The sequence below is a fragment of the Aromatoleum bremense genome (genome assembly GCF_017894365.1).
GTDB lineage: Bacteria > Pseudomonadota > Gammaproteobacteria > Burkholderiales > Rhodocyclaceae > Aromatoleum > Aromatoleum bremense.
In genome coordinates this window covers 3,269,067-3,290,417 of sequence record NZ_CP059467.1, presented here as the reverse complement: position 1 = coordinate 3,290,417, position 21,351 = coordinate 3,269,067, and the positions used below count along the sequence as shown (strand labels likewise).

Here is a 21,351-nt window from a genome sequence, read left to right as displayed (position 1 = left end):
CTGCTACCGTCATTATTTATACATCATCAATCCCGTTTCGGGATCATCGTTTTTTACCCTGGAAGGCGAAAGGGATATTCCCGCACCTTATCGCCAGCATGACTTCCCGTCTGTTGGCGGCCAAATTTCCATGGTGCCATAACGGTTTAATCATGATTTGCAAAAAATAATATAAATCAAATCATGCAATCACATCAGCGCTTATTCTGAATAACGACGCAACTGAATTGCGCCACCATTTCAATCCTGTTAATCGTCACATTATATTTGGGGCTAAAAATGCAGAAATATCTGAAAAGCACAGGCATCGCTCTTGTTGCCGCGTTGGGCACTTCCGTCGCGATCGCGGATTCTTCAGCGGCACCGGTGCGCATCGGGGCTGAAGCGGCGTCACACAATCACGTTGTGCACGCGACCGCCGGATTCCAGGACGAACCGGCGGTGAATGGGTGGCGCCGCATCGGAGGAGAAGCCGTCTGGGTACTCGACATGAAGACGCCGGCGGGTCCGGAAGGAAAAACGCGCGCCCAAGTCCATCAGGAGCTGATCGCTTTCCAGAACGACCCGGAAGCGCTCCGGCGGCACGCCAGCTTCTATCAGTGGCCGTGACGTCGGGGAGCCGCGCTCCTTGTAGGCCAAACCGATAACGCCGCCGGATTTTGCCGGTTTCACGCGTGAAGACGGACAGGCGGCGCGGGCCGGAAATTCACCCCAGGCTTGACGACACCTCTGTAGCGGCCATGCTGTACGGATCGACGCCTATGGAGTGCCGATCATGAAGTTCGCGCGACGCCACACTGAACGTCACCGCACCGATCGCCTCGGCTGGATGCGTGCTGCCGTGCTCGGCGCCAACGACGGCATCGTTTCGACGGCCAGCCTCGTGGTCGGCGTCGCGGCTGCCGGGTCAGGTCAGGGGGCTGCCCTCGTGGCCGGTGTCGCCGGACTGGTGGCCGGGGCGATGTCGATGGCCGCCGGCGAATACGTGTCGGTGCATTCGCAGGCCGATGCGGAAAATGCCGAGCTGTCGCGCGAGCGCACCGAACTCGAGAGGCAGCCGGTCGCGGAACACCGCGAGCTGGCCGCGATTTATATCGCGCGGGGACTCGAGCCGGGCCTCGCGCAGCAGGTTGCCAACCAGCTGATGGCGCACGACGCGCTCGGCGCCCATGCGCGCGACGAGCTCGGAATTTCCGCAACGCTCAGCGCACAGCCGGTCCAGGCCGCGCTGTCGTCGGCCGCGAGCTTCGCGGTCGGGGCAGCGCTGCCGCTGGCGGTGACGGCGCTGGCCCCTGCGCAGGGCCTGATTGCGTGGGTTTCGGGCACGTCGCTCGCGTTCCTCGCCCTGCTCGGCGCCGTTGCCGCCCGCGTCGGCGGCGCCTCCGTGCCGATAGGGGCTTGGCGCGTCACGTTCTGGGGCGCACTCGCGATGGCGATCACTGCCGGCGTCGGGGCGCTGTTCGGGGCGGTCGTTTGAGTTGGTGACGATGGTCTTTGTCAGGTTCCCGGCGTCTTCGGCGGGACCGCGAGCGCCGCCAGCCAGTCGCGCAAGAGCCCGGTAACCTGTTCGGGCTGCTCGAGCGGCACGAGATGACCGCATTCCTCGATGGCATGGAGCCGTGCACCGGAAATCCCCGCCGCCAGTTCATGGTGCACGTCCGGCGGTGTGATGAGGTCATCCTGCCCGCACAGGACGAGCGTCGGGCATTCGATGTCGGCGAGCGTGGGCCGGCTGTCCGCGCGGCCGATGATCGCGCGCTGCTGGCGTACGAACACTTCGTACCCGAGCCCGGTCGCCATCGACTGGAACACGCCGCCCACCTCGGGGGTGTTCGCATGCTCGGGGTGCGCCATGCGCGCCAGCAGTTTTTCGATGACCGCCGGAAAATCGGTGGCGCCAAGCGCGATGAGCTCCTCGCGCGCCGCCGTGGCGTCGGGAGTGTCGGGACGCGCGCTCGTGCTGAGCAGCACCAGCGCACGCACGCGGTGCGGTGCCCGGCGCAGGATCTCGAAGGCGACATAGCCGCCCATCGACATTCCGGCGAGCACGAACGGCCCTTCGGGCGCTTGCGCCAGCGCATCCTCTGCAAGGCCGGCCATCGAATCCGAACCGGTCAGGTCGGCGATCGTGATGCCGACCACGTCCGCCAGCCCATCCACCTGGTGCTCGAACAGGCTCGCCCCGTTCAACAGCCCGGGCAACAGAAGCAGGTTCATCTTTTCCATGTCGATCCTTCTCCTCGGTCTGTCGCCAGGACGGCAGTTCGCCCCCGAAACCCTGAATCCAGTTTAGTCGCACCAGCCGGCTGAGTCGAACCGCCGCAGGACGCGAGATTTGCGCGCATCGGCCCCGTCACAGCTGCGATTTCAGCGGCAACACTAATTTCTCGATCAGCTTGTCCTTCATCGGCCGCTGCTGCCACATTTCATAGGTGTAGCGCTGCACCTGCGCGAGGTCGGACTCGAAGACCACGATCATTTTCTCGGCGAACGGCCGGTCGTAGAGATTGAGGCTCGTTTCGTCGTTGAGGCGGAACGAACGGATGTCGAAATTGGCGGCCCCGGCCGAGATGACGGGCCGCTTGCGCCGCGCGTGGCCTGCCGCGACCTCGCGTGGCTGCGCACCGCGGATGTCGAGGTACCGAAAGTGGCGATCAACGTTTCTCCGCATCAGCTGCTGCGCGGCGAAGCGGTCATCGACGGCTTTTGCCGGACCCTCGCGCGACATGGCGAGCGAGCCGAGCGATAGCAGAAAATTCGGCTCCAACCGTGCAAGAATCCCATCCACCCGTCGCATGCTCGCCGCGCTCGATCGCGGACGCTCGGCGACGCCCGGATGCGTACACGCGAGCGGCGGCTGCAGCGCCCGATCGCGCCTTCAGGAGTCCTCCTCGCGATGAAGCCCGAAATCCCCGATCCCGCCACCGCCGCCCTCCCCGCCGCCGCCCGTTCCGAACTGCGCCGGCGCATCGACGCCGCCTGGCGAACGCCCGAACCCGAGTGCGTGCCGTCGCTGATCCGCGCCGCGCGGATCGATGCCGCAATGCAGGCGCGCATTCGCGCGCAGGCGCGCGAGCTGGTCGCCGGACTGCGGGCGACGCGCACCCGCTCCAGCGGCGTCGACGCGCTGATGAAGGAGTTTTCGCTGTCGAGCCAGGAAGGCGTGGCGCTGATGTGCCTCGCCGAAGCGCTGCTCCGGGTGCCGGACCCGGCGACCGCCGACCGGCTGATCCGCGACAAGCTCGCCCACCGCGACTGGCACGCGCACCTCGGCCACAGCCCGTCGTTGTTCGTCAACGCCGCGACTTGGGGCCTGCTGGTGACGGGAAGGCTGGTGGCAACGAGCAGCGCGCAAGGGCTTTCGAGCGCTCTCACGCGGATGCTCGCGCGCGGCGGCGAACCGCTGATCCGCCGCGGCATGGACTTGGCGATGCGCCTGCTCGGCGAGCAGTTCGTCACCGGCCGCAGCATCGCCGAAGCGCTCGAGCGCAGCGTGGCGGCTCGCCGGCGCGGCTACCGCTACTCGTTCGACATGCTCGGCGAGGCGGCGATGACGGCGGCCGACGCGCGGCGCTACCTCGCCGGCTACGAAGAGGCGATCCACGCCATCGGCCAGGCGTCGGCCGGCCGTGGCGTGGTCGACGGCGACGGCATTTCGGTCAAGCTGTCGGCGCTGCATCCGCGCTACGTGTGGTCGCAGCGCGAGCGCGTGCTCGCCGAGCTGCTGCCGCGGCTGAAATCGCTGTGCGTGCTGGCGCGGCACTACGACATCGGCCTGAACATCGACGCCGAGGAAGCCGAGCGCCTGGAGCTGTCACTCGACCTGCTCGAAGCGCTCGCGCTCGACGACGGGCTCGCCGGGTGGCAAGGCCTGGGCTTCGTCGTGCAGGCGTACCAGAAACGCGCGCCGCACGTCGTCGACTGGATCATCGAGCTGGCCCGGCGCAGCGGCCGGCGCCTCATGGTGCGGCTCGTCAAGGGCGCGTACTGGGATGCAGAAATCAAGCGCACCCAGGTCGAGGGCCTCGCCGGCTACCCGGTCTTCACGCGTAAGCTGTACACCGATGTCGCCTACCTCGCGTGCGCCAAACAGCTGCTCGCGGCGCGCGACGTCCTCTATCCGCAGTTCGCGACGCACAACGCCCACACGCTCTCGGCGGTCTTCCAGCTCGCAGGCGACGACTACGCAGCCGGCGACTACGAGTTCCAGTGCCTGCACGGCATGGGCGAGCCGCTCTACGACCAGATCGTCGGCGACGGCGGCCCGCAGCGCAGGGTGCGCATCTACGCGCCCGTCGGCAGCCATGAGACGCTGCTCGCCTACCTCGTCCGGCGTCTGCTCGAAAACGGCGCGAACTCGAGCTTCGTCAATCGCATCGTGGATGAAAACGTGAGCATCGACGAGCTGGTCGCCGATCCGGTCGAGGAGGCGCTGCCGCTCGCCGGCGCGCCTCACCCGCGGATTCCGCTGCCGGCCGACCTGTACGGGAGCGAGCGGCGCAATTCGGCGGGCCACGACCTTGCCAACGAGCCGGTCCGCCAGCGCATCGGCGCTGCGCTGCAGCGCAGCCGCAGCGTCGTGCGCCGCGCCGGACCGCTGCTCGCGAACGGCGCAGCGTCGCCCGCCTCACGCGACAACGTGCATGCGGTGCGCAATCCGGTGGATCACTCGGACGTCGTCGGGATGGTCGTTCACGCCGATGAGACCGACGTCGAACGGGCGCTTGCGGCAGCGTCCGGTGCCGCGCCGGGGTGGGCGATGCGGGCTGCGGCGGTGCGTGCCGCCTGCCTCGAGCGCGCTGCCGAACTGATCGAGCGGGACACGGACGAGCTCGTCGCGCTGGCGGTCCGCGAAGCCGGCAAGTCATGGACCAATGCCCTCGCGGAAGTGCGCGAGGCCGTCGATTTCTGCCGCTACTACGCCGCTCGGGTGCGCGGCTCCGACAACGCGAGCCATGTCGCGCTCGGGCCGGTGCTGTGCATCAGCCCGTGGAATTTCCCGCTGGCGATTTTTACCGGCCAGATCGCGGCGGCGCTCGCCGCAGGCAACCCGGTGCTTGCCAAACCGGCCGAACAGACTCCGCTGATCGCCACCGCGACAGCGGCCCTGTTCCGCGAAGCCGGCGTGCCCGCGGCCGTCCTGCAGTTGCTCCCCGGCCGCGGCGAGACCGTCGGCGCAGCACTGGTAGCCGATCAGCGCGTGCGCGGCGTGCTGTTCACCGGCTCGGTCGAAGTCGCTACGCTGATCAATCGCGCGCTCGCCAAACGCGGCGGCGACGTGCCGCTGATCGCTGAAACCGGCGGGCAGAACGCGATGATCGTCGACTCCACGGCGCTCGCCGAGCAGGTGGTCGGCGACGCGATCGCATCGGCCTTCGACTCCGCCGGCCAGCGCTGCTCGGCGCTGCGCGTGCTGTGCCTGCAGGACGACGTCGCCGACGCCGTGCTCGCGATGCTGCGCGGCGCGCTCGACGAAATGCGGCTCGGCGACCCGTCGGACGTGCGCAACGACATCGGTCCGGTCATCGACGCGGACGCCCAGGCGGTACTCGAGCGCCATGTCGCCGCGATGCACGCGAACGGCGCACGAATCACCCGCCTCGCGTTGCCGCAGCGCTGCAGCCGGGGCACTTTCGTCGCGCCGACGATCATCGAGGTCGGCGACATCCGCGATGTCGGCAGCGAGCACTTCGGTCCGATCCTGCACGTGCTGCGCTACCGCGCTGACGAGCTCGACCGCCTCCTCGACGCGATCAACGCGACCGGCTACGGCCTGACGATGGGCGTGCATTCACGCATCGACGAGACGATCGACGCCGTGATCGCGCGCGCCCGCGTCGGCAACCTCTACGTCAACCGCAACATGATCGGCGCCGTCGTCGGCGTGCAGCCTTTCGGCGGCGAAGGCCTGTCCGGCACCGGACCGAAAGCGGGCGGCCCGCTGTATGTGCATCGCCTGCTGCGCCGCAGCCCGGGGTCGGCGTTGGACGGCCGCGACCGGCTCCCGGACGACGAGACGTTCGCCTGCCTCGTCGCCTGGATCGACGGCGCAGGGCGGGCGCTGCTCGACGACGCCGGCCGCGCATTCCTGCACGAGCGGATCGCCGCTTGCCGCGCGAAGCGCCTCGTCGGCCTGCGGCTCGCCCTGCCCGGGCCTACCGGCGAAGACAACAGCTTGCGTTTCGTCGCGCGGGGCCTCGTCGCCGGCGTCGCCGCGACGACCTTTGGGCGCCTGCACCAGCTCCTCGCCGCGTTGGCGACTGGCAATCGCATCGTATTCACGGACGACGCCGCGCATCGCAAGTTGTTCGACGCTCTGCCGGACCTGGCCCGAGCGCAGGTGACGCTGAACACCGACTGGTTCGGACACCCATTCAGCGTGCTGCTGCTCGACGGCACGGCGGCAGAGGCCGACGCGTGGCGTATCCGCCTCGCCGAACGCGACGGCCCGATCGTGCCGCTGCTGCAGCCCGCACCGGACTACGATCCGGCGCGGCTCGTCCACGAGCGCACCGTCAGCATCAATACCGCTGCCGCCGGAGGCAATGCCAGTCTGATGGCGCTCGGCGCCTGATCGCAGTCAGCCCGGCTTCACTCGTCGGCGAGTTCCGGATATTCCCCGCGCAGCGTCTCCCCGTCGCGCCGCCATGCGAGGCACTCGCCGACGAAAGCGACGGCACGCGCATCCGGCCAGCGCCGCGGGTCGGGGTCGATGGCGATCTGGCGGGCGACGCGGTCCGGCCAGGAAGCCTGCGTGTAGGTGTTGCCAACCTGGGTGATGAGGTCAGTCAGATGCGCGCATCCTTGCGTCCCGCCGACGCGCTCGCGGACCTGCCGGCCGAATCCGGGCCCGATGTGGAGCCCGATGAGGCGACGATAAGCCGCAGCGGCTTCCGGACACACCGGCCACGGCACCGCCATCATCCGCGCCTCCACGTCGAGGATCGTGAAATCCTGGTCGATCAGGAACGCGATCGTCATGTGATGGATCAGTTCGCCGGGACGGATCGGCTCGCGCGAGCGAAAAACCATCTCCTGCGCCTTCTCGTCCGCGACGGTCGCTTCGACTTCATACAGGCCGTCCTTGCGGCGATAGGCGCGGCAGGTGATCTGTCGCGTATGCACGAGTTCGCGCTCACTTTTCCCAAGCATTCCAGCTTCCTCCGGAGCGGTGGCCGCCTTCGCCACCACGATGGCAAAAGTCAATGGTAATGGCAGCTGGCGAAGATCGACAGCACAGACTGCTCAACCGCGGCGGCGGTAGATCGAGGCGCGCATCAGCAGCATCGCGGTCACCGGCGACGTGAGGACGACGAACACTGTGATCAACAATTCATGGACCACCGGCCGTTGCGCGAGCACCGACGAAACCAGGATCGAGGCAAGCAGGATGCAGCCGGTGCCCAACGTGCTGCCCATCGTCGGCGCGTGGATGCGGGCGTGGAAATCTTGCAGCCGCAGCAGTCCGAGCGAACCGACGAGCGTCAACAGGCCTCCGACCACCAGCAGCGCCGCCGCGGGGAGCGCCGCCCATAACGGCACGTTCATCGCGTTCATGGCTCGATGACCTCGCCGCGGAGCAGGAACTTGGCCATCGCGGTGGCGCCGACGAAACCGAACAGCGCGATCAGCAGCGCGATGTCGAAGTAGATGCCCGAACCGAAGCCGATCCCCAGCGTGAGCACGACGAGCATGCCGTTGATGTACAACGTGTCGAGGGCGAGCACCCGATCCTGCGCCTGCGGGCCGCGCAGCAGGCGGAGCGCGGCGCATCCCATCGCGACCGAAACGCACATCAGGGCGAAGTACACGGCCCACGGAAGGACGTTGTTCATTCGAAGATCTCCATCAGAGGTCGTTCGTAGCGCTGCTTGACCGTTCGTACCCACGCGGCTTCGTCCTGCAGGTCGAGGATATGCAGCGTCAACACGTTGCTCTCCCTGTCGTGTCCGGCCCAGACCGAGCCGGGGCAGGCGGTGATGATCATCGCCAGCACGGCGAGTCCGTGCGGATCGCGCAGTTCGAGCGGAATCTTCATGAAACCGACATGCGGCTGCCGCCTCGACGCGCCGAGGATGACGCTGCCGACCGCGATGTTGGAGCGGACGACATCGACGAGGACGACGAAGAACAGGCAAACCGCGACGTCGAAGCGTCGCGGCCACGCGGACACCGGGCGCAGGGCCGCGACGGCGAGCGTGACCAGGCCCGCGAACAACACGCCGAGCGCGATCTGCCCCGGCGCGAGGCTGCCGTTGAGGGACAGCCACATCACCAGGAGAAAGACCGGCAGGACCGGCACCCTGCGTCTCATCGCGCGAAGCCTTCCGTCACCGTCATCGCCGGCAGCACCGCCTCGACGTAGCCTCGGCCCTCGAGGTATCGGGCGGTAGCGTTGAAATACGTCATCGCCGGCCCGGCGCCGCCCGCGAGCGCGACGCACAGCAGCAGCAGCGCGGTGACGGGGACGGCTTCGGTCCATTGCAGCTGCGGCACGCTGCGCTCGGTGCCCCAGAAGATGCGCACCCCGATGCGCGACAACGCGACCACGCCGGCGAAGCCGGAGAGCAGCAGCGCGGCGACGAACAGCCAGGGTTGCGGGGCATTGGAGCCGGCCCCGGGCTCGAAAGCGATCGCCGCGACGAGCAGCGTGAACTTCCCAACGAACCCCGACAGCGGAGGAAGGCCCGTCAGCAACACCCCGCACAGGATGAACGCCAGGCCGAGGAAGGCCATCGCGGCCGGGATCGGAAAGCCGACGACGCTCTCGATCTGCCTGGGGTCCTGGGGATCCTGGAGCCCGAAGGCTTCGAAGCTGACCGCGAGGAGATCGGCCGCGATCGCCCGGCCGCGTTCGGCCATTTCGATGACCATGAAGAACGCGCCGCTCGCGAGCACCGAGCTGACGAGATAGAACAGGCCGGGGCCCGTCAGCGCGTAGCCGTCGAAGCCGAACGCCGTCAGCAACGTTCCCGACGAGACGATCACCGTGCAGCCGGCGAGGCGGTCCAGCTGCTGCGCGGCGAGCATTCCGAGCGTCCCCGTGGCGATCGTCGCGAGGCCGCAGTAGAACATCCATTCCCCGCCGAACGGGGCCGGCGCGGCGTCGCCGAGCAGCGTTTCGAAGCGCATCAGCGCATAGACGCCGACTTTCGTCAGGATCGCGAACACGCCCGCCACCGGCGCGGCCGCGGCGCCGTAGGCTGCGACCAGCCAGAAGTTGAGCGGCCACGCGCCCGCCTTGACGAGGAACACGACGCCGAGCAGCGCCGCGGCCGCATCGACCAGCGCCCGTTCGTCTCCTGCGAGGAGCGGGATGCGCAATGCCAGTTCGGCCATGTTGAGCGTGCCGGTGACACCGTAGATGAGGGCCGCCGCGATCAGGAAAAGCAGCGACGCGACGAGATTGACGACGATGTAATGCAGCCCCGCCCTCACCCGCGTCGCGCCCGAGCCGTGCAGCACGAGCCCGTACGACGCGGCCAGCAGCACTTCGAAAAAAACGAACAGGTTGAAGAGGTCGCCGGTCAGGAAGGCGCCGCTGATCCCCATCAGCAGGAACTGCGAAAGCGGCAGAAAATGCGTGCCGGCGCGCTCCCACCGCGCGAGCGAATACACGAGCGTCGCGAGTCCCAGCGTCACGCCCAGCGTGAGCATGATCGCCGACAGGCGGTCGACGACCAGCACGATGCCGAACGGCGCGGCCCAGCCGCCGAGCGCGTAAGCGCCGACCTCGCCGCTCCACGGCGCGGCGATCAGCCCGCCGCTCATTCCCAGCAGCGTGACCGCGACGACCAGCTGCGCGAGCGTCGAGGTCAGCGCGAGAATCGTGCGCGCTCGCCGCTGTGTTTCGCCGAACAGCAGCATCGCCGCTCCCGCGAACAGCGGCAGCACGACCGGCAGGATCGGCAGATGCTGCAGCCAGCCGCTCATGCCGCGGCTCCGGCAAAGGAGCGGTCGACCCGGCGGGGTACGGCAGCGACACGCATCGGCTTCGTCATTCCTGCTCCGGCTCCCGTCCGTCGACGTGGTCGGTGCCCGTCAATCCGCGCGACGCGAGCAGCACGACGAGGAACAGCGCGGTCGTCGCGAAACCGATGACGATCGCCGTCAGCACCAGCGCCTGCGGCACCGGATCGGCGTAAAACGCGGGGTTGCTGCCGTGGGACGGCACGATCACCGGCGCGCGGCCGAGATTGAGCCGCCCCATGCTGAAAATGAACAGGTTCACCGCGTACGCCAGCAGTGACAGGCCGATGATGACCTGGAAGGTGCGGGGGCGCAGCAGCAGGTACACGCCCGAGCCGCCCATGATCCCGATCGCCAGTGCGAGGACGATTTCCATCAGACAAATCCTCCGCGAGCGAGCATCGCCTTGCGATGGTGGCTGCGCAGCGACTGGTGCGCGAGCGCGACCAGCATCAGCACCGTCGCCCCGACGACGAGCATGTAGACCCCGAGATCGAACAGCAGCACCGTCGACAGATGGATTTCACCCAGCAGCGGCAGCTCGCCGTGCCAGGACTGGCTCGACAGGAACGGCTCGCCGGCAAGCCACGCGCCGCCGCCGGCCGTTCCCGCGCCGAGCAGCCCGAGCGCGATCCAGTATTGGGGATGGATGCGCAGCCGCGACTCCACCCACACGGTGCCGCCGACGATGTACTGCAGGATCACCGCGGTCGCGAGCACGAGCCCGCCGACGAAGCCGCCGCCCGGCGCATTGTGCCCGCGCAGCAGGAAGAACAGCGACACCAGCATCGCCAGCGGCAGGAGCAGTCGCACGATCACCGCCGGCAGCATCAGGTAACCGTCCGGCAGCGGCGCGGCAGGGTCCGGCAGCCGCTCTTCACTGTCGCCGTCCGCTCCGTCCTGCTCGCTTTGCTGGCGCGGCAGCGCGACGCTCTCGGGCGCCGGGCGGAAGCGGCGCAGGAGCGCATATACGGTCAGCGCGACGATCCCGAGCACGGTGATTTCGCCGAAGGTGTCGAACCCCCGGAAGTCGACGAGGATCACGTTCACGACGTTCAGGCCGCCGCCGTCCGGCAACGCCCGTTCGACGAAGAACGGCGAGATGCCGTCGCTCGGGGGGCGGGTCAGGATGGCATAGGCGAGACCGGCGAGTCCGAGTCCCGCCGCGGTGGCGATGAGGGTGTCGCGAGCGCGGCGGACGCGCGTGCTCAGCGGCACCCGCTGGCCCAGCCGGAAGCGCTCGTCGCGCCGCGGCAACCACCGCAGCCCGAGCAGGATCAGCACCGCAGTGACGACCTCGACAGTGAGTTGCGTGAGCGCGAGATCGGGCGCGGAGAACCAGACGAAGGTCAGGCTCGTCGCAAGCCCCGCGCCCCCGGACAGGATCAGCGCGGCGAAACGGTGATGCTTGGCCTGCCACGCGGCAGCGACCGCGCACGCCGCGCCGATGACCCACATCAGCACGAAAGCCGGATGAGGAGGAAGGATCGGGCGCGTGCCCCACGACCACCCCGCGGTCAGCGCCGGATAAAGCGCGCCGACGACCGCGACCCCGACCACCAGCAGCAACTGCGTCTGCAGGCGGCGCGAGGACAGCGCACGCAGCGCACGCTCGGAACCCGACATGATCCCGGTCTGCGCCAGGTCGAACGCCCGCTTGCCGTCGAAACGGCCGAGCAGCGGCGCGCGGATCGCCGGATAGCGCCGCAGCAGAACGTGCAGCAGGATTCCCCCGGCGAGCGCGCTGAAGCTCATCAGCACCGGCAGATTGAAACCGTGCCACATCGCGAGGCTGTAGGCGGGCGCATTGGCGCCGAGGATCGCCGTCGTCGCCGTCTTCAGGAACGGGCCGACGGTGTGCGCCGGAAAAACCCCGACCAGCAGGCACATCAGCACCAGCAGCGCGCTCGGCAGCAGCATCCAGCGCGTCGGTTCGTGCGGCGCCCGCGGCAGGTCGGTCGCCTGCGGGCCGAGGAAGACCTCGTCGATGAAGCGCAGCGAATAGGCGACGCTGAACATCCCCGCAACCGTCGCCGCGAGCGGCAGCCCGATCCGCTGCACGTCGGGGCGCTGCAGGAAGACGGTTTCGGAGAAGAACATTTCCTTCGACAGGAAGCCGTTCAGCAGCGGCACGCCGGCCATCGACGCGGCGGCGACGAACGCCAGCGTCGCGGTGAGCGGCATCGCACGGTAAAGACCGGACAGGCGCTTCAGGTTGCGCGTGCCGGTCTCGTGGTCGACGATGCCGGCCGCCATGAACAGCGAAGCCTTGAACGCGGCGTGATTGACGATGTGGAACACCGCGGCGACCAGCGCCAGTTGCGTGTTCATCCCGAGAAGCAGCGTGATGAGGCCGAGATGGCTGATCGTCGAGTATGCGAGCACACCCTTCATGTCCTCCTGGAACAGCGCCAGGTAGGCGCCGATCACCAGCGAGCACAAGCCGGCGCCGCCGACGATCCAGAACCATGCGTCGGTCCCGGACAGCACAGGCCACAGCCGCGCCAGCAGGAACACTCCAGCCTTGACCATCGTCGCCGAGTGCAGATAGGCCGAAACCGGCGTCGGCGCCGCCATCGCGTGCGGCAGCCAGAAATGGAACGGGAACTGCGCGCTCTTCGTCAGCGCGCCGAACGCGATCAGCGCGAGCACTGCCGGATACCAAGGATGCGACCGGATCACCGCTGCCGAATCCAGCACGACGTCCAGGTCGTAGCTTCCCGCCATATGGCCGAGCAGGAGCACGCCGCCGAGCAGCGAAAGTCCGCCCGCTGCCGTGACGGTGAGCGCCATGCGCGCGCCCCGGCGAGCGTCCACGCGGTGATGCCAGTACGCGATGAGCATGAACGAGGCGAGGCTCGTCAGCTCCCAGAACATCGTCATCTGGATCAGGTTGCCCGACAGCACCACGCCGAGCATCGCGCCCATGAACGCGAGAAAGAAGGAGAAGAACCGCGGCACCGGGTCGGCCGGCGACATGTAATAGCGCGCATACACGACGACGAGGGACCCCATCGCGGCGACCAGCATCGCGAACAGCCACGCGAAGCCGTCGAGCCGCAGCGAGAAGCTCAGGCCGAGTTCCGGGGCCCACGGCAGCGACGCACGGACGACTCCCCCGTCGGCGACCTGCGGATACAGGCTCGCGGTCAGCAGGGTCGTCGCGAGCGCAACCAGCCCGGCGAGCCATGCTTCGGCATTTCGGGCATTCGACGGGAGGAAGGCGGCACACAGGCTGCCGGCAAACGGCAGCAGTATGATCAGGAGCAAAGTCATTTTGCTCCAATGCTAACCCGTAATGGCGCGTCCCTGCGAACCATGCCGCAATGCTAAAAGGGCGGTTATCGTAGATAACGCACAAGCAAAAAGGCCAGTCTTTCGACTGGCCTTTTTGCTTGAATCTGTGGCGCGCCCGGAGAGATTCGAACTCCCTACCCCTTGGTTCGTAGCCAAGTACTCTATCCAGATGAGCTACGGGCGCTTTGTAAAGAAGCGAGATTTTAACAGGTCTCGCTGCTGCGTCAACCACCTTGCGGTATTTTTTCGGAATCACCGTAATTTCATCGAAAATCCTGTCGAATCATCGATTTGGTGAAGCTTTCCAGCTCTTGCGAGCTACCGCGAGACGCCGCAGGCCGGCATTATGGACACGCGCGCCGCGCCGCGCAAGCATTTTTGCTGGCCGGCGCGGCTCAGCGCGTGTAATAGCCCACGCCGACGATCTTGTCGCCGACCTTGCGGAAAAAGCTGTGTTTCGACTCGAGCTTTTCCGTCAGCGGATTGCGCCAGGCGTAATCGAGTTCCCCTTCGCCCTTGCGCCCGACGATGTTCAGCATGTCGGTGACCACCGCCTTGCCTTTCGGGTCGCGCAGCGCGCTGCCGTCGGTACCGACCATCGCGGGAGAACCGCCGTGGGCGACGAAGCGCCGGGTCGGGATGTCGATGACGAAGACGTAGAGATCGTCCTGGATGAAACCGCCGTCGACCGCGTTGAACGCGTCCAGCGCGGCGTCGCCCTTGTCGTTCAGCGCGGTGACAGCGCGCTCGAGCAGGCCTTTCGCCTGCTCGGCGGTGGCGCGCGGCGTGTAGTAGCCGACAGCGATGATGCGGTCGTTCACCCGCTCGAACAGCGTGACCTTCGGCTCCACCCGGTTATCGACGCGGTTGAGCCAGCGGTACTCGATGCGCCCGTGGCCGGTCTTCGCCGCGGTGTCGAGCATGTCGCGGAAAAACGTCTTGCCCGAGACATCCTTCATCGTCGCGACGTTGCGTCCGACCAGCGCGACGGACGGCCCGCCGCTCGCGAGCATTTCGCCGTCCATGCTCAGCACATAAACGTAAAGCTCCTTGTCGCTGAACGCCGGCGACCGGTTGAAATCGGCCAGCGCGGCTTCGCCCTTCTCGCGATAGTGCGCGACGGCCTTCTCGAGCAGGCGGCGGCTGCGGTTTTCGTCGGCGCGCTGGACGAGATCGGGCTGCGCGGCCGAAACGGTGGCGGCGGATGCGGGCGCGGCCGCGTGGGCCGCCGGAAACGCGAGGCTGCACAGGCACAGGGAAGCGATGCGGAGAGTTGTTTTCATGGCGTGGAATTAGTTTCAGTAATGATTGGATGCACAAAAATTATCGGATATGACGATGATTGTCGACACATGCCCGTCGCGCGTCCCTCCCGGCGCCGTCCGCAGCAGCAGCCGGTTCGGTCAGCCAAGGCGGTACACACGCGCCTCGTACGGCCTGAACAGCAGACTGTCGGTCGGGGCGTGCGGCTCGACCGGCTGGTTCGCGAGCAGCAACCCGCCGCCGTCCAGCAGCAGGCCCCGCTGGTGATATCGGGCTTCGTCGCGCGTCATGTTCGTGATGATCACGTAGCGCTGCGCGTCGTGCGTGCGGCTGTAGGCGTAGATCTGCGCATCGTCCTCCATCAGGAGCTCGTAGTGACCATGGACGAGCCCGGGCTCGCGTTTGCGCAGCCCGATCAGGCGGCGGTAATGGTTCAGCACCGACGCCGGGTCGCGCTCCTGCAGCTCGGCGTTGATCTCGTTGAAGTTCGGATTGACCCGCAGCCACGGCGTGCCGGTGCTGAATCCGGCGTTCGCCGACCCGTCCCACTGCATCGGCGCGCGCGCGTTGTCGCGCGAGACGATCGACAACAGGTCGATGATGTCGCGCTCGGCGAGCCCTTCGCGCTTCATCGACGCGAAGCGGTTCTTCGTCAGGACGTCATTGAAATCGTCGAGCGCCGCAAAGCGGCTGTTCGTCATGCCGAGCTCCTGCCCCTGGTAGATGAACGGCGTGCCCTGCATCAAGAAATACATCGTCGCCAGCGCGGTCGCGCTCTCGCGCCAGTAGCGGCCGGTGTCGCCCCAGCGCGAAACGACCCGTGGCAGATCGTGGTTTTCGAGGAACAGCGCATTCCAGCCGATGCCTTCGAGGCTCTTCTGCCATTTCGTCAGCACCGCCTTGAGCGCCGGAAGGTCGAGCCCGTTGCGCGGCGCCTTCTTCCATAGCGCAGAATGCTCGAACTGGAAAATCATGTTGAGCCGCCGGTGCTCCTCGCCGACCCAGGCTCTCGCCTGCTCCGGCGACACGCCATTGGCTTCGCCGACGGTCATCACGTCGTAGTGGTCGAAGGTGTGGCGGCACAACTCGTCCAGGTAGTCGAGCACGCCATCGACGTTCATGTGCTTCTCGAACGACGGCACGTAATCGAGGCCGTGCGGATTCGGCATGTCGGGCAGGCCCGGCTCCTTCTTCTTGTGGCTGACGGCGTCGAGCCGGAAGCCGTCGACGCCCTTGTCGAGCCACCAGCGCACCATTTCGTAGATCGCGGTCCGCACTTCCGGGTTGTCCCAGTTCAGGTCCGGTTGGCGCTCGGAGAACAGGTGCAGGAAATACTGGCCCGTCTCGTCGTCGTGTTTCCACGCCGATCCCTTGAAGATGCTCTCCCAGTTGTTCGGCTCGCGCCCGTCCTTGCCGTCGCGCCACAGGTACCAATCGCGCTTGGGGCTGTTCAGCGACGCGCGCGACTCGAGGAACCACGGATGCGCGTCGCTGGTGTGGTTCGCGACGAGGTCGAGGATCAGCCGCATGCCGCGGCGGTGGACTTCGGCGAGCAGACGGTCGAAATCCGCCATCGTGCCGAACTCGTCCATGATCGCCCGGTAGTCGCTGATGTCGTATCCGTTGTCGTCGTTCGGCGAGCTGAATACCGGGCAGAGCCAGATCACGTCGACGCCGAGCGACTTCACGTAGTCGAGCCGCGCGGTGATGCCGTTCAGGTCGCCGATCCCGTCGCCGTTCGAATCCATGAAGCTGCGCGGATAGATCTGATACACGACGGCTTCCTTCCACCATGCCCTGCCCGCCGCGTTGTCGCCTGCCGTCCTCATCCGTACTTCTCCTCGCTGTTCAGTGCCGAATCGTCAATTGTCGCAGTTCCAGCCCGTTCCACGGGTTGCCGCGTGTGCGCGGGGGCAGGCAAGCGGGGGCAGGCAAGGTGGACTCTTTTCCGCGCGGCGGGCAATCTCCCGGCTGTGTCCATCCGCTTCGATCGCCCCGATGTCCACTGGCTGCCCCGACACCTACCCCCGGCTGATCGGCGATATCGGCGGCACACATGCCCGCCTTGCCGTCATCGACTCGCCCGACAGTCCGCCAACGCGCTTTCGCACGCTGTGCTGCGACGATCACGCCAGCCTACTGGAAGCAGTCAAGGCCTACCTGATGCTGGAACGGGGGCTTCCCGGCCCGCGTGTTGCCGCGTTCGGCATCGCCAATCCGGTCGACGGCGATCAGGTGCAGATGACGAATCACGACTGGTCGTTTTCGATCGAGCAGCTGCGCACGGATCTCGGGCTGGAGCGGCTCGTGGTCCTCAACGATTTCACCGCGCTCGCGCTGTCGCTGCACCGGCTGCAGGCTCACGAACGGCGTCAGGTCGGCGGCGGCCACGAGCGCGCCGGACGGCCGGTCGCGCTGATCGGGCCGGGCACCGGCCTCGGCGTGTCGGGACTGGTGCGCTGCGGCAACGGCTACGCGCCGCTCGAAGGCGAAGGCGGTCACGTCACGCTGGCGGCGTCCACGCCACGCGAAGCGGAGCTCATCGCGGTGCTCACCGCGCGTTTCGGCCACGTGTCAGCCGAGCGGGCGCTGTCGGGACCGGGGCTGATCGCCCTGCACGACGCGATCCGGCAGCTCGCGGGCGCCCCGCCGCTCGCCCTCGAAGCGGACGAGATCAGCGCCCGGGCGATCGCTGCGAGCTGTCCGTGGTGCGCCGAGGCGCTGCAGGTCTTCTGCGCGATGCTCGGCACCGTCGCGGGCGACCTCGCGCTGACGCTCGGCGCATTCGGCGGCGTGTATATCGGCGGGGGAATCGTGCCGAAGCTCGGTGACTTCTTCGATCGATCGGATTTCCGCCGGCGCTTCGAGCAGAAAGGGCGGTTCTCGGACTACCTCGCGCGGATCCCCTGCTACGTCATCCTCGCCGAATACCCGGCACTGCTCGGCGCCGCAACGGCGCTCGACCACGCTCTCGCCGGCGAAACGGGCAGCTGACCGGGGGGGAAACCGCCACGGCACTCGGCCGGGCCGCTCAGCCCGGCAGCGGAACCGCACCCTGCGACAGCAGGCTCCAGCCTGATCCGGTGCACACCGCCTCGCGCCGCATCACAATCGTGAAACGCCCGATGCGCGCGTCGTGATCCCGTTCCTCAATTTCGATGCGCCGCACGCCCGTCCGGCTGGCGCCCGGCTCGATCGGCGCGAAGCGCACGAGATTGTACGAATTGGGCCGGCCGTTGCGACGCCGGGTCGACATCGACGTGCCGGCCTGCAGCACCAGCGCCTCGCGCGGGCCCTTGCCGGTCGCGACGCAGTACGGCAAATGGATGTGTCCGCCGAGGAACAGGTCGGCCCCCGCGGCGATCCAGGCGGCGAGCGCCGCGTCGGCACCGCGCACGCGGTTGCGCCGGTCGGAAGGCTCGATGATCTCGAGCGGGTGATGCAGCGCAACGACCTTGAAGGCCTCGCCGAGGGCCGCAAGCTGACGGGCGACCTGCTCGACGAGCGGCGCCGGCAGTTCGCCGTGCTTGTGGCGCAGCATGCGTGTCGAATTGACGCCGACGACGGCGACACGGCGCCCCCGCCACAGCGGGGAAAGCGACGTGCAGATATGGCGACGGTAGTAGCGGTAAGGCTCGGTGAAGCGGGTGACGAGGTCGAACAGCGGCAGATCGTGATTGCCGGGCAGTGCCAGCACCGGAAGCGGCGCGAGGCTGTCGAGGAAGGCGCGTGCAGCGCGGAACTGCGCCTGCCGGGCGCGCTGCGTGATGTCACCGGTCAGCACCACCAGGTCCGGCGCTTCGCGCAGCAGATCCGCGCGCAGCGCGTCGCGGACCGGCGCGTCCTCGGTGCCAAAATGCGGGTCCGAGATGTGCGCGAGCCGCATCACGCGCGCACTTCGGGCACCGCCGGGACGAGGACCTGCAGCGCATCCGGCACCGATCTCACAACGAGCGGCAGCTCGCAGTCGACAAGTTCGCCGTCGAGCGCGACGCGGATGTGCCGAGAACCTTCGCCGAGCCGCTCGATCTGCACCGTCAGCGCGCAATACTGGCGCAGGTTTTCCGCGGTCTCGAGGCGGGCCAGCGCGCCGCGCAGCACCAGCGCCAGCAAGTCCCGGCGGCCGACCTCCCGCAGCGCGAGCACCGCCAGTTCGCCGCGCGCGACGCACACCGCCTCGTCGAGGCCGAGCTGCTCCATCTGCAACGCGTTGCGGCCGAAGAACACCGTCAGCGTCGACAAGGTCAGCGGGTGACCGTCGATCTGCAGGGCCAGGCGGTACGGACGGTGCTCGCGCATCAGCGTGACGAGCCCGGAGACGAACGCGACGAACCGGTTGCGCCCGAAGCGCCGCTTGTGCACTTCACGCCATTCGAGCAGGCGCCGGTAGAGACCGATGCTCGCATTGTTGAGGAAGAGCCTGCCATTGACCTCGCCGATCGCGACGCGGCGGATCGACCCGTCCACGACCACTTGCGCCGCGGCGGCTGGATCGAGCGGAATGCCGAGCTCGCGCGCGAAGTAGTTGAAGGTCCCGAGCGGGATCACCGCGAACGGCAAGTTGCGCTCGTACGCGACCGAAGCGACCGCGTTCAGCGTGCCGTCGCCACCCGCCGCCGCGAGGATGCCGGGCCGCCGCTCGGCCGTCCGGCGAACGAGCGCCGCCAGTTCCCGCGGCCGCTTCGCGACCAGCAACTCGACGTCGCGGCCGCTCGCACCCAGCACCTTTTCGATCGCCGCGCCGGCTTCGGACTTGTCCTCGCGGCCAGAGCCGGCGTTCATCACGACGGTGATCGGCAACTGCCGCAGATCGGGGGCCGGCGGCGGCGCGGGAGGCAGCGGGTGAAGGGACAGGCTCTGGCGAGTCAACGTTTCCTCCAGTGCGACCGGGTGGTCGAGCAGTTCGGCTCGACATAATGACGGCACGCTGCGCCGGCAGTTCCGGAAACACACCAGGGCGAAAGCAACCGTCCACGTGCCAATGGCAAGTCCCGCGTCGCCGCGACGAGTGCCGAATGGGGAGGCCGTCGCTGTAGCATCCACCGACTTCCGATCAGAACCCGATCACCGGCCCGCTCCACGTCCCGTCTCTTGGCCGCGCACGGCCCATTGCTTCGGCGGCTTCGCACCAGCCCTCGCAGGCGTTGCGCCCCGCCCGGCCACGCCACAGGTTCAGCAGCCCCTTGCATCGGGCGTAAAGATGAAAGAAACGCAGCACCGCGCGGCACTCGGCTGAACTCGGACGATGCGCGGCGCACACCAGCTTGTCGTCGGTCATGCCACGGTCCCTCAGGATCACCGCGCCCCAGGCCCTCGTCACAACCCGGCTGCCGAGCGGCAGGCGCGGCCCGAGCACGAGCGCGTCGAGCAGATCGCCTTCGCACCCGATGTAGGCCGGCACCGAGCCGTAATTGAACGGGCATGGCAGCGGCGAGATGAAGTCGACGTGACCGGTCGAGCCGCGTTTTACGAAACTGCCTTTCGGAATCTCGATCAGGACTTCAAACTCAGGCGGCTCCTGATCGAGGAAAGAAGGACTCGAGGTTGCGTCGTTCATTGCGCAAGCCTACGCCGTTCCAGCGTGCAGGCACTGACAAGGGTATATTTCGTCGTCGGCCGGTGGCCGGCGCCGGCCGTCCCGGCTTTTTCGCCGTTCGCGTGCTCCGCCCGGGAACGAACCTATACCCCCAGTAATACCCTCGGCAATACCCACGGATTTCATGCCCCTACCCGCCATCGACCCCGCCGAGTACGCGTCGCAGCTCGCGGACAAAGTGACACAGTTCAAACACGCCTTCGCACCCTTCGCCGTCCCCGAGCCGGCGGTCTTCCCCTCCGCGCCGCTGCACTACCGGCTGCGCGCCGAGTTCCGCATGTGGCACGACGGCGAGCGCGTCGATTATGCAATGTTCGATCCCGCCGAGCCGAAGCAGCCGATCGCGATCGAGCAGTTCGACATCGCCGACGAATCGATCTGTGCGGCGATGCCGCGGCTGCGCGAACGGCTGCAGGCCAGCGAGACCCTGAAGCGCCGCCTGTTCCAGGTCGAGTTCCTCGCCACGCTCAGCGGCGAACTGATGATCAGCCTGATCTACCACCGGCCGCTCGACGAAAGCTGGGAAGCGGCGGCACGGGAACTGGCGGCCGAACTCGACGTGCAGCTGATCGGACGCAGCCGCAAGCAGAAGATCGTGCTGGACCGCGACTGGGTGCTGGAACAGTTCGGGCTCGATGGCCGCCAGCTGCGGTACAAGCAGATCGAAGGCAGCTTCACGCAGCCCAACGGCGGCGTAAACCGGCAGATGCTCGGCTGGGCGTGCGAACAGGCGCGCGGATCCGGCGGCGACCTGCTGGAGCTGTATTGCGGCAACGGCAACTTCACCGTCGCGCTGGCGCCGTTGTTCGAGCGGGTGCTCGCCACCGAAGTCAGCAAGACGTCGGTCGAGGCCGCGCACTACAACCTCGCCGCGAACGACATCGGCAATGTCGCGATGGTGCGCATGTCGAGCGACGAGATCAGCGCCGCGCTCGCCCGCACGCGGGAATTCCGGCGCATGAAGGACGTGGACCTCGACGGCTACCGGTTCTCGACGCTGTTCGTCGATCCGCCGCGCAGCGGACTGGACGCGCCGACGGTCGAGCTCGCGCGCGGCTTCGACCGCATCCTGTATATCTCCTGCAACCCGCAGACCCTGCAGGAAAACGTCGCCGCGCTGCAGGCGACGCACGACATCGCCGGCGCCGCGGTGTTCGACCAGTTTCCGTACACCCGGCACCTGGAGTGCGGGTTGCTGCTGACGCGGCGCGGAGGCGGCAGATGAA

The 21,351-nt window shown here is 67.6% G+C and carries 19 protein-coding genes and 1 tRNA gene; 5 read left to right on the top strand and 15 right to left on the bottom strand.

Annotated features, from left to right (window positions below; all coding sequences use genetic code 11):
* Nucleotides 1–279 precede the first annotated feature (279 nt).
* Entirely contained in the window at nt 280–609 is a 330-nt protein-coding gene (locus pbN1_RS15450; protein WP_169202000.1) for a hypothetical protein, read from the top strand.
* A 166-nt stretch (nt 610–775) separates the two neighbouring features.
* Nucleotides 776–1,477: a VIT1/CCC1 transporter family protein gene (locus tag pbN1_RS15445; RefSeq protein ID WP_169201999.1), complete on the top strand. Its 702-nt coding sequence runs from the start codon at nt 776–778 to the stop codon at nt 1,475–1,477.
* 20 nt (nt 1,478–1,497) lie between these two features.
* Here pbN1_RS15445 and pbN1_RS15440 read toward each other — a convergent pair whose 3' ends face one another.
* Together pbN1_RS15440 and pbN1_RS15435 are read right to left on the bottom strand one after the other, a co-directional pair.
* Nucleotides 1,498–2,226, bottom strand: coding sequence for an alpha/beta fold hydrolase (locus tag pbN1_RS15440; protein ID WP_169201998.1), 729 nt, complete (start codon nt 2,224–2,226; stop codon nt 1,498–1,500).
* Between the two features lie 127 nt (nt 2,227–2,353).
* Nucleotides 2,354–2,797 carry a phospholipase D-like domain-containing protein gene (locus pbN1_RS15435; RefSeq protein WP_210147530.1) on the bottom strand — a complete coding sequence of 148 codons (444 nt, stop codon included), beginning with the start codon at nt 2,795–2,797 and terminating at the stop codon, nt 2,354–2,356.
* 99 nt (nt 2,798–2,896) lie between these two features.
* Between pbN1_RS15435 and putA the strand changes: the two genes are divergently transcribed.
* Nucleotides 2,897–6,574, top strand: a complete 3,678-nt coding sequence (gene putA / locus pbN1_RS15430) for a trifunctional transcriptional regulator/proline dehydrogenase/L-glutamate gamma-semialdehyde dehydrogenase (RefSeq protein WP_210147529.1) — start codon at nt 2,897–2,899, stop codon at nt 6,572–6,574.
* Nucleotides 6,575–6,591: 17 nt separating this feature from the next.
* Here the strand turns inward: putA and pbN1_RS15425 are convergent, their stop codons facing one another.
* The 10 genes from pbN1_RS15425 to pbN1_RS15380 form a co-directional block, all read right to left on the bottom strand.
* Nucleotides 6,592–7,152 carry a DUF2889 domain-containing protein gene (locus pbN1_RS15425; protein WP_169203840.1) on the bottom strand — a complete coding sequence of 187 codons (561 nt, stop codon included), beginning with the start codon at nt 7,150–7,152 and terminating at the stop codon, nt 6,592–6,594.
* Between the two features lie 93 nt (nt 7,153–7,245).
* Nucleotides 7,246–7,557, bottom strand: coding sequence for a monovalent cation/H(+) antiporter subunit G (gene mnhG, locus pbN1_RS15420; RefSeq protein ID WP_011236142.1), 312 nt, complete (start codon nt 7,555–7,557; stop codon nt 7,246–7,248).
* Nucleotides 7,554–7,835, bottom strand: a complete 282-nt coding sequence (locus tag pbN1_RS15415; RefSeq protein WP_169203839.1) for a K+/H+ antiporter subunit F — start codon at nt 7,833–7,835, stop codon at nt 7,554–7,556. The genes mnhG and pbN1_RS15415 overlap by 4 nt, the downstream gene beginning before the upstream one ends.
* Nucleotides 7,832–8,314 (bottom strand): Na+/H+ antiporter subunit E, encoded by a 483-nt coding sequence (locus pbN1_RS15410; protein WP_169203838.1) that lies wholly within the window; start codon nt 8,312–8,314, stop codon nt 7,832–7,834. The genes pbN1_RS15415 and pbN1_RS15410 overlap by 4 nt, the downstream gene beginning before the upstream one ends.
* Nucleotides 8,311–9,933 (bottom strand): monovalent cation/H+ antiporter subunit D, encoded by a 1,623-nt coding sequence (locus pbN1_RS15405; RefSeq protein WP_169203837.1) that lies wholly within the window; start codon nt 9,931–9,933, stop codon nt 8,311–8,313. The genes pbN1_RS15410 and pbN1_RS15405 overlap by 4 nt, the downstream gene beginning before the upstream one ends.
* A 64-nt stretch (nt 9,934–9,997) precedes the next feature.
* Nucleotides 9,998–10,345: a Na+/H+ antiporter subunit C gene (locus pbN1_RS15400; RefSeq protein WP_169203836.1), complete on the bottom strand. Its 348-nt coding sequence runs from the start codon at nt 10,343–10,345 to the stop codon at nt 9,998–10,000.
* The gene (locus pbN1_RS15395; protein ID WP_169203835.1) at nt 10,345–13,245 is read right to left on the bottom strand and encodes a monovalent cation/H+ antiporter subunit A; all 2,901 of its coding nucleotides are present in this window, start codon (nt 13,243–13,245) and stop codon (nt 10,345–10,347) included. The genes pbN1_RS15400 and pbN1_RS15395 overlap by 1 nt, the downstream gene beginning before the upstream one ends.
* Nucleotides 13,246–13,373: 128 nt before the next feature.
* Nucleotides 13,374–13,450 (bottom strand) — tRNA-Arg (locus pbN1_RS15390).
* 211 nt (nt 13,451–13,661) lie between these two features.
* Nucleotides 13,662–14,549 carry a cache domain-containing protein gene (locus pbN1_RS15385; protein WP_169203834.1) on the bottom strand — a complete coding sequence of 296 codons (888 nt, stop codon included), beginning with the start codon at nt 14,547–14,549 and terminating at the stop codon, nt 13,662–13,664.
* A gap of 120 nt (nt 14,550–14,669) precedes the next feature.
* The gene (locus tag pbN1_RS15380; protein WP_169203833.1) at nt 14,670–16,358 is read right to left on the bottom strand and encodes an alpha-glucosidase; all 1,689 of its coding nucleotides are present in this window, start codon (nt 16,356–16,358) and stop codon (nt 14,670–14,672) included.
* A gap of 169 nt (nt 16,359–16,527) precedes the next feature.
* On the opposite strand from pbN1_RS15380, the gene pbN1_RS15375 reads away from it, so the two are divergent.
* Nucleotides 16,528–17,523: a glucokinase gene (locus tag pbN1_RS15375; RefSeq protein WP_169203832.1), complete on the top strand. Its 996-nt coding sequence runs from the start codon at nt 16,528–16,530 to the stop codon at nt 17,521–17,523.
* A gap of 37 nt (nt 17,524–17,560) precedes the next feature.
* Here the strand turns inward: pbN1_RS15375 and pbN1_RS15370 are convergent, their stop codons facing one another.
* The 3 genes from pbN1_RS15370 to pbN1_RS15360 form a co-directional block, all read right to left on the bottom strand.
* On the bottom strand, nt 17,561–18,415 hold the full coding sequence (locus tag pbN1_RS15370) for a metallophosphoesterase family protein (protein ID WP_210147528.1): 855 nt from the start codon (nt 18,413–18,415) through the stop codon (nt 17,561–17,563).
* Entirely contained in the window at nt 18,415–19,398 is a 984-nt protein-coding gene (locus tag pbN1_RS15365) for a diacylglycerol/lipid kinase family protein (RefSeq protein WP_169203830.1), read from the bottom strand. The genes pbN1_RS15370 and pbN1_RS15365 overlap by 1 nt, the downstream gene beginning before the upstream one ends.
* 184 nt (nt 19,399–19,582) lie before the next feature.
* The gene (locus tag pbN1_RS15360; protein ID WP_169203829.1) at nt 19,583–20,086 is read right to left on the bottom strand and encodes an inorganic diphosphatase; all 504 of its coding nucleotides are present in this window, start codon (nt 20,084–20,086) and stop codon (nt 19,583–19,585) included.
* Nucleotides 20,087–20,249: 163 nt separating this feature from the next.
* On the opposite strand from pbN1_RS15360, the gene trmA reads away from it, so the two are divergent.
* Nucleotides 20,250–21,350: a tRNA (uridine(54)-C5)-methyltransferase TrmA gene (gene trmA, locus pbN1_RS15355; RefSeq protein ID WP_169203828.1), complete on the top strand. Its 1,101-nt coding sequence runs from the start codon at nt 20,250–20,252 to the stop codon at nt 21,348–21,350.
* The last annotated feature ends 1 nt before the right edge of the window (nt 21,351 follow it).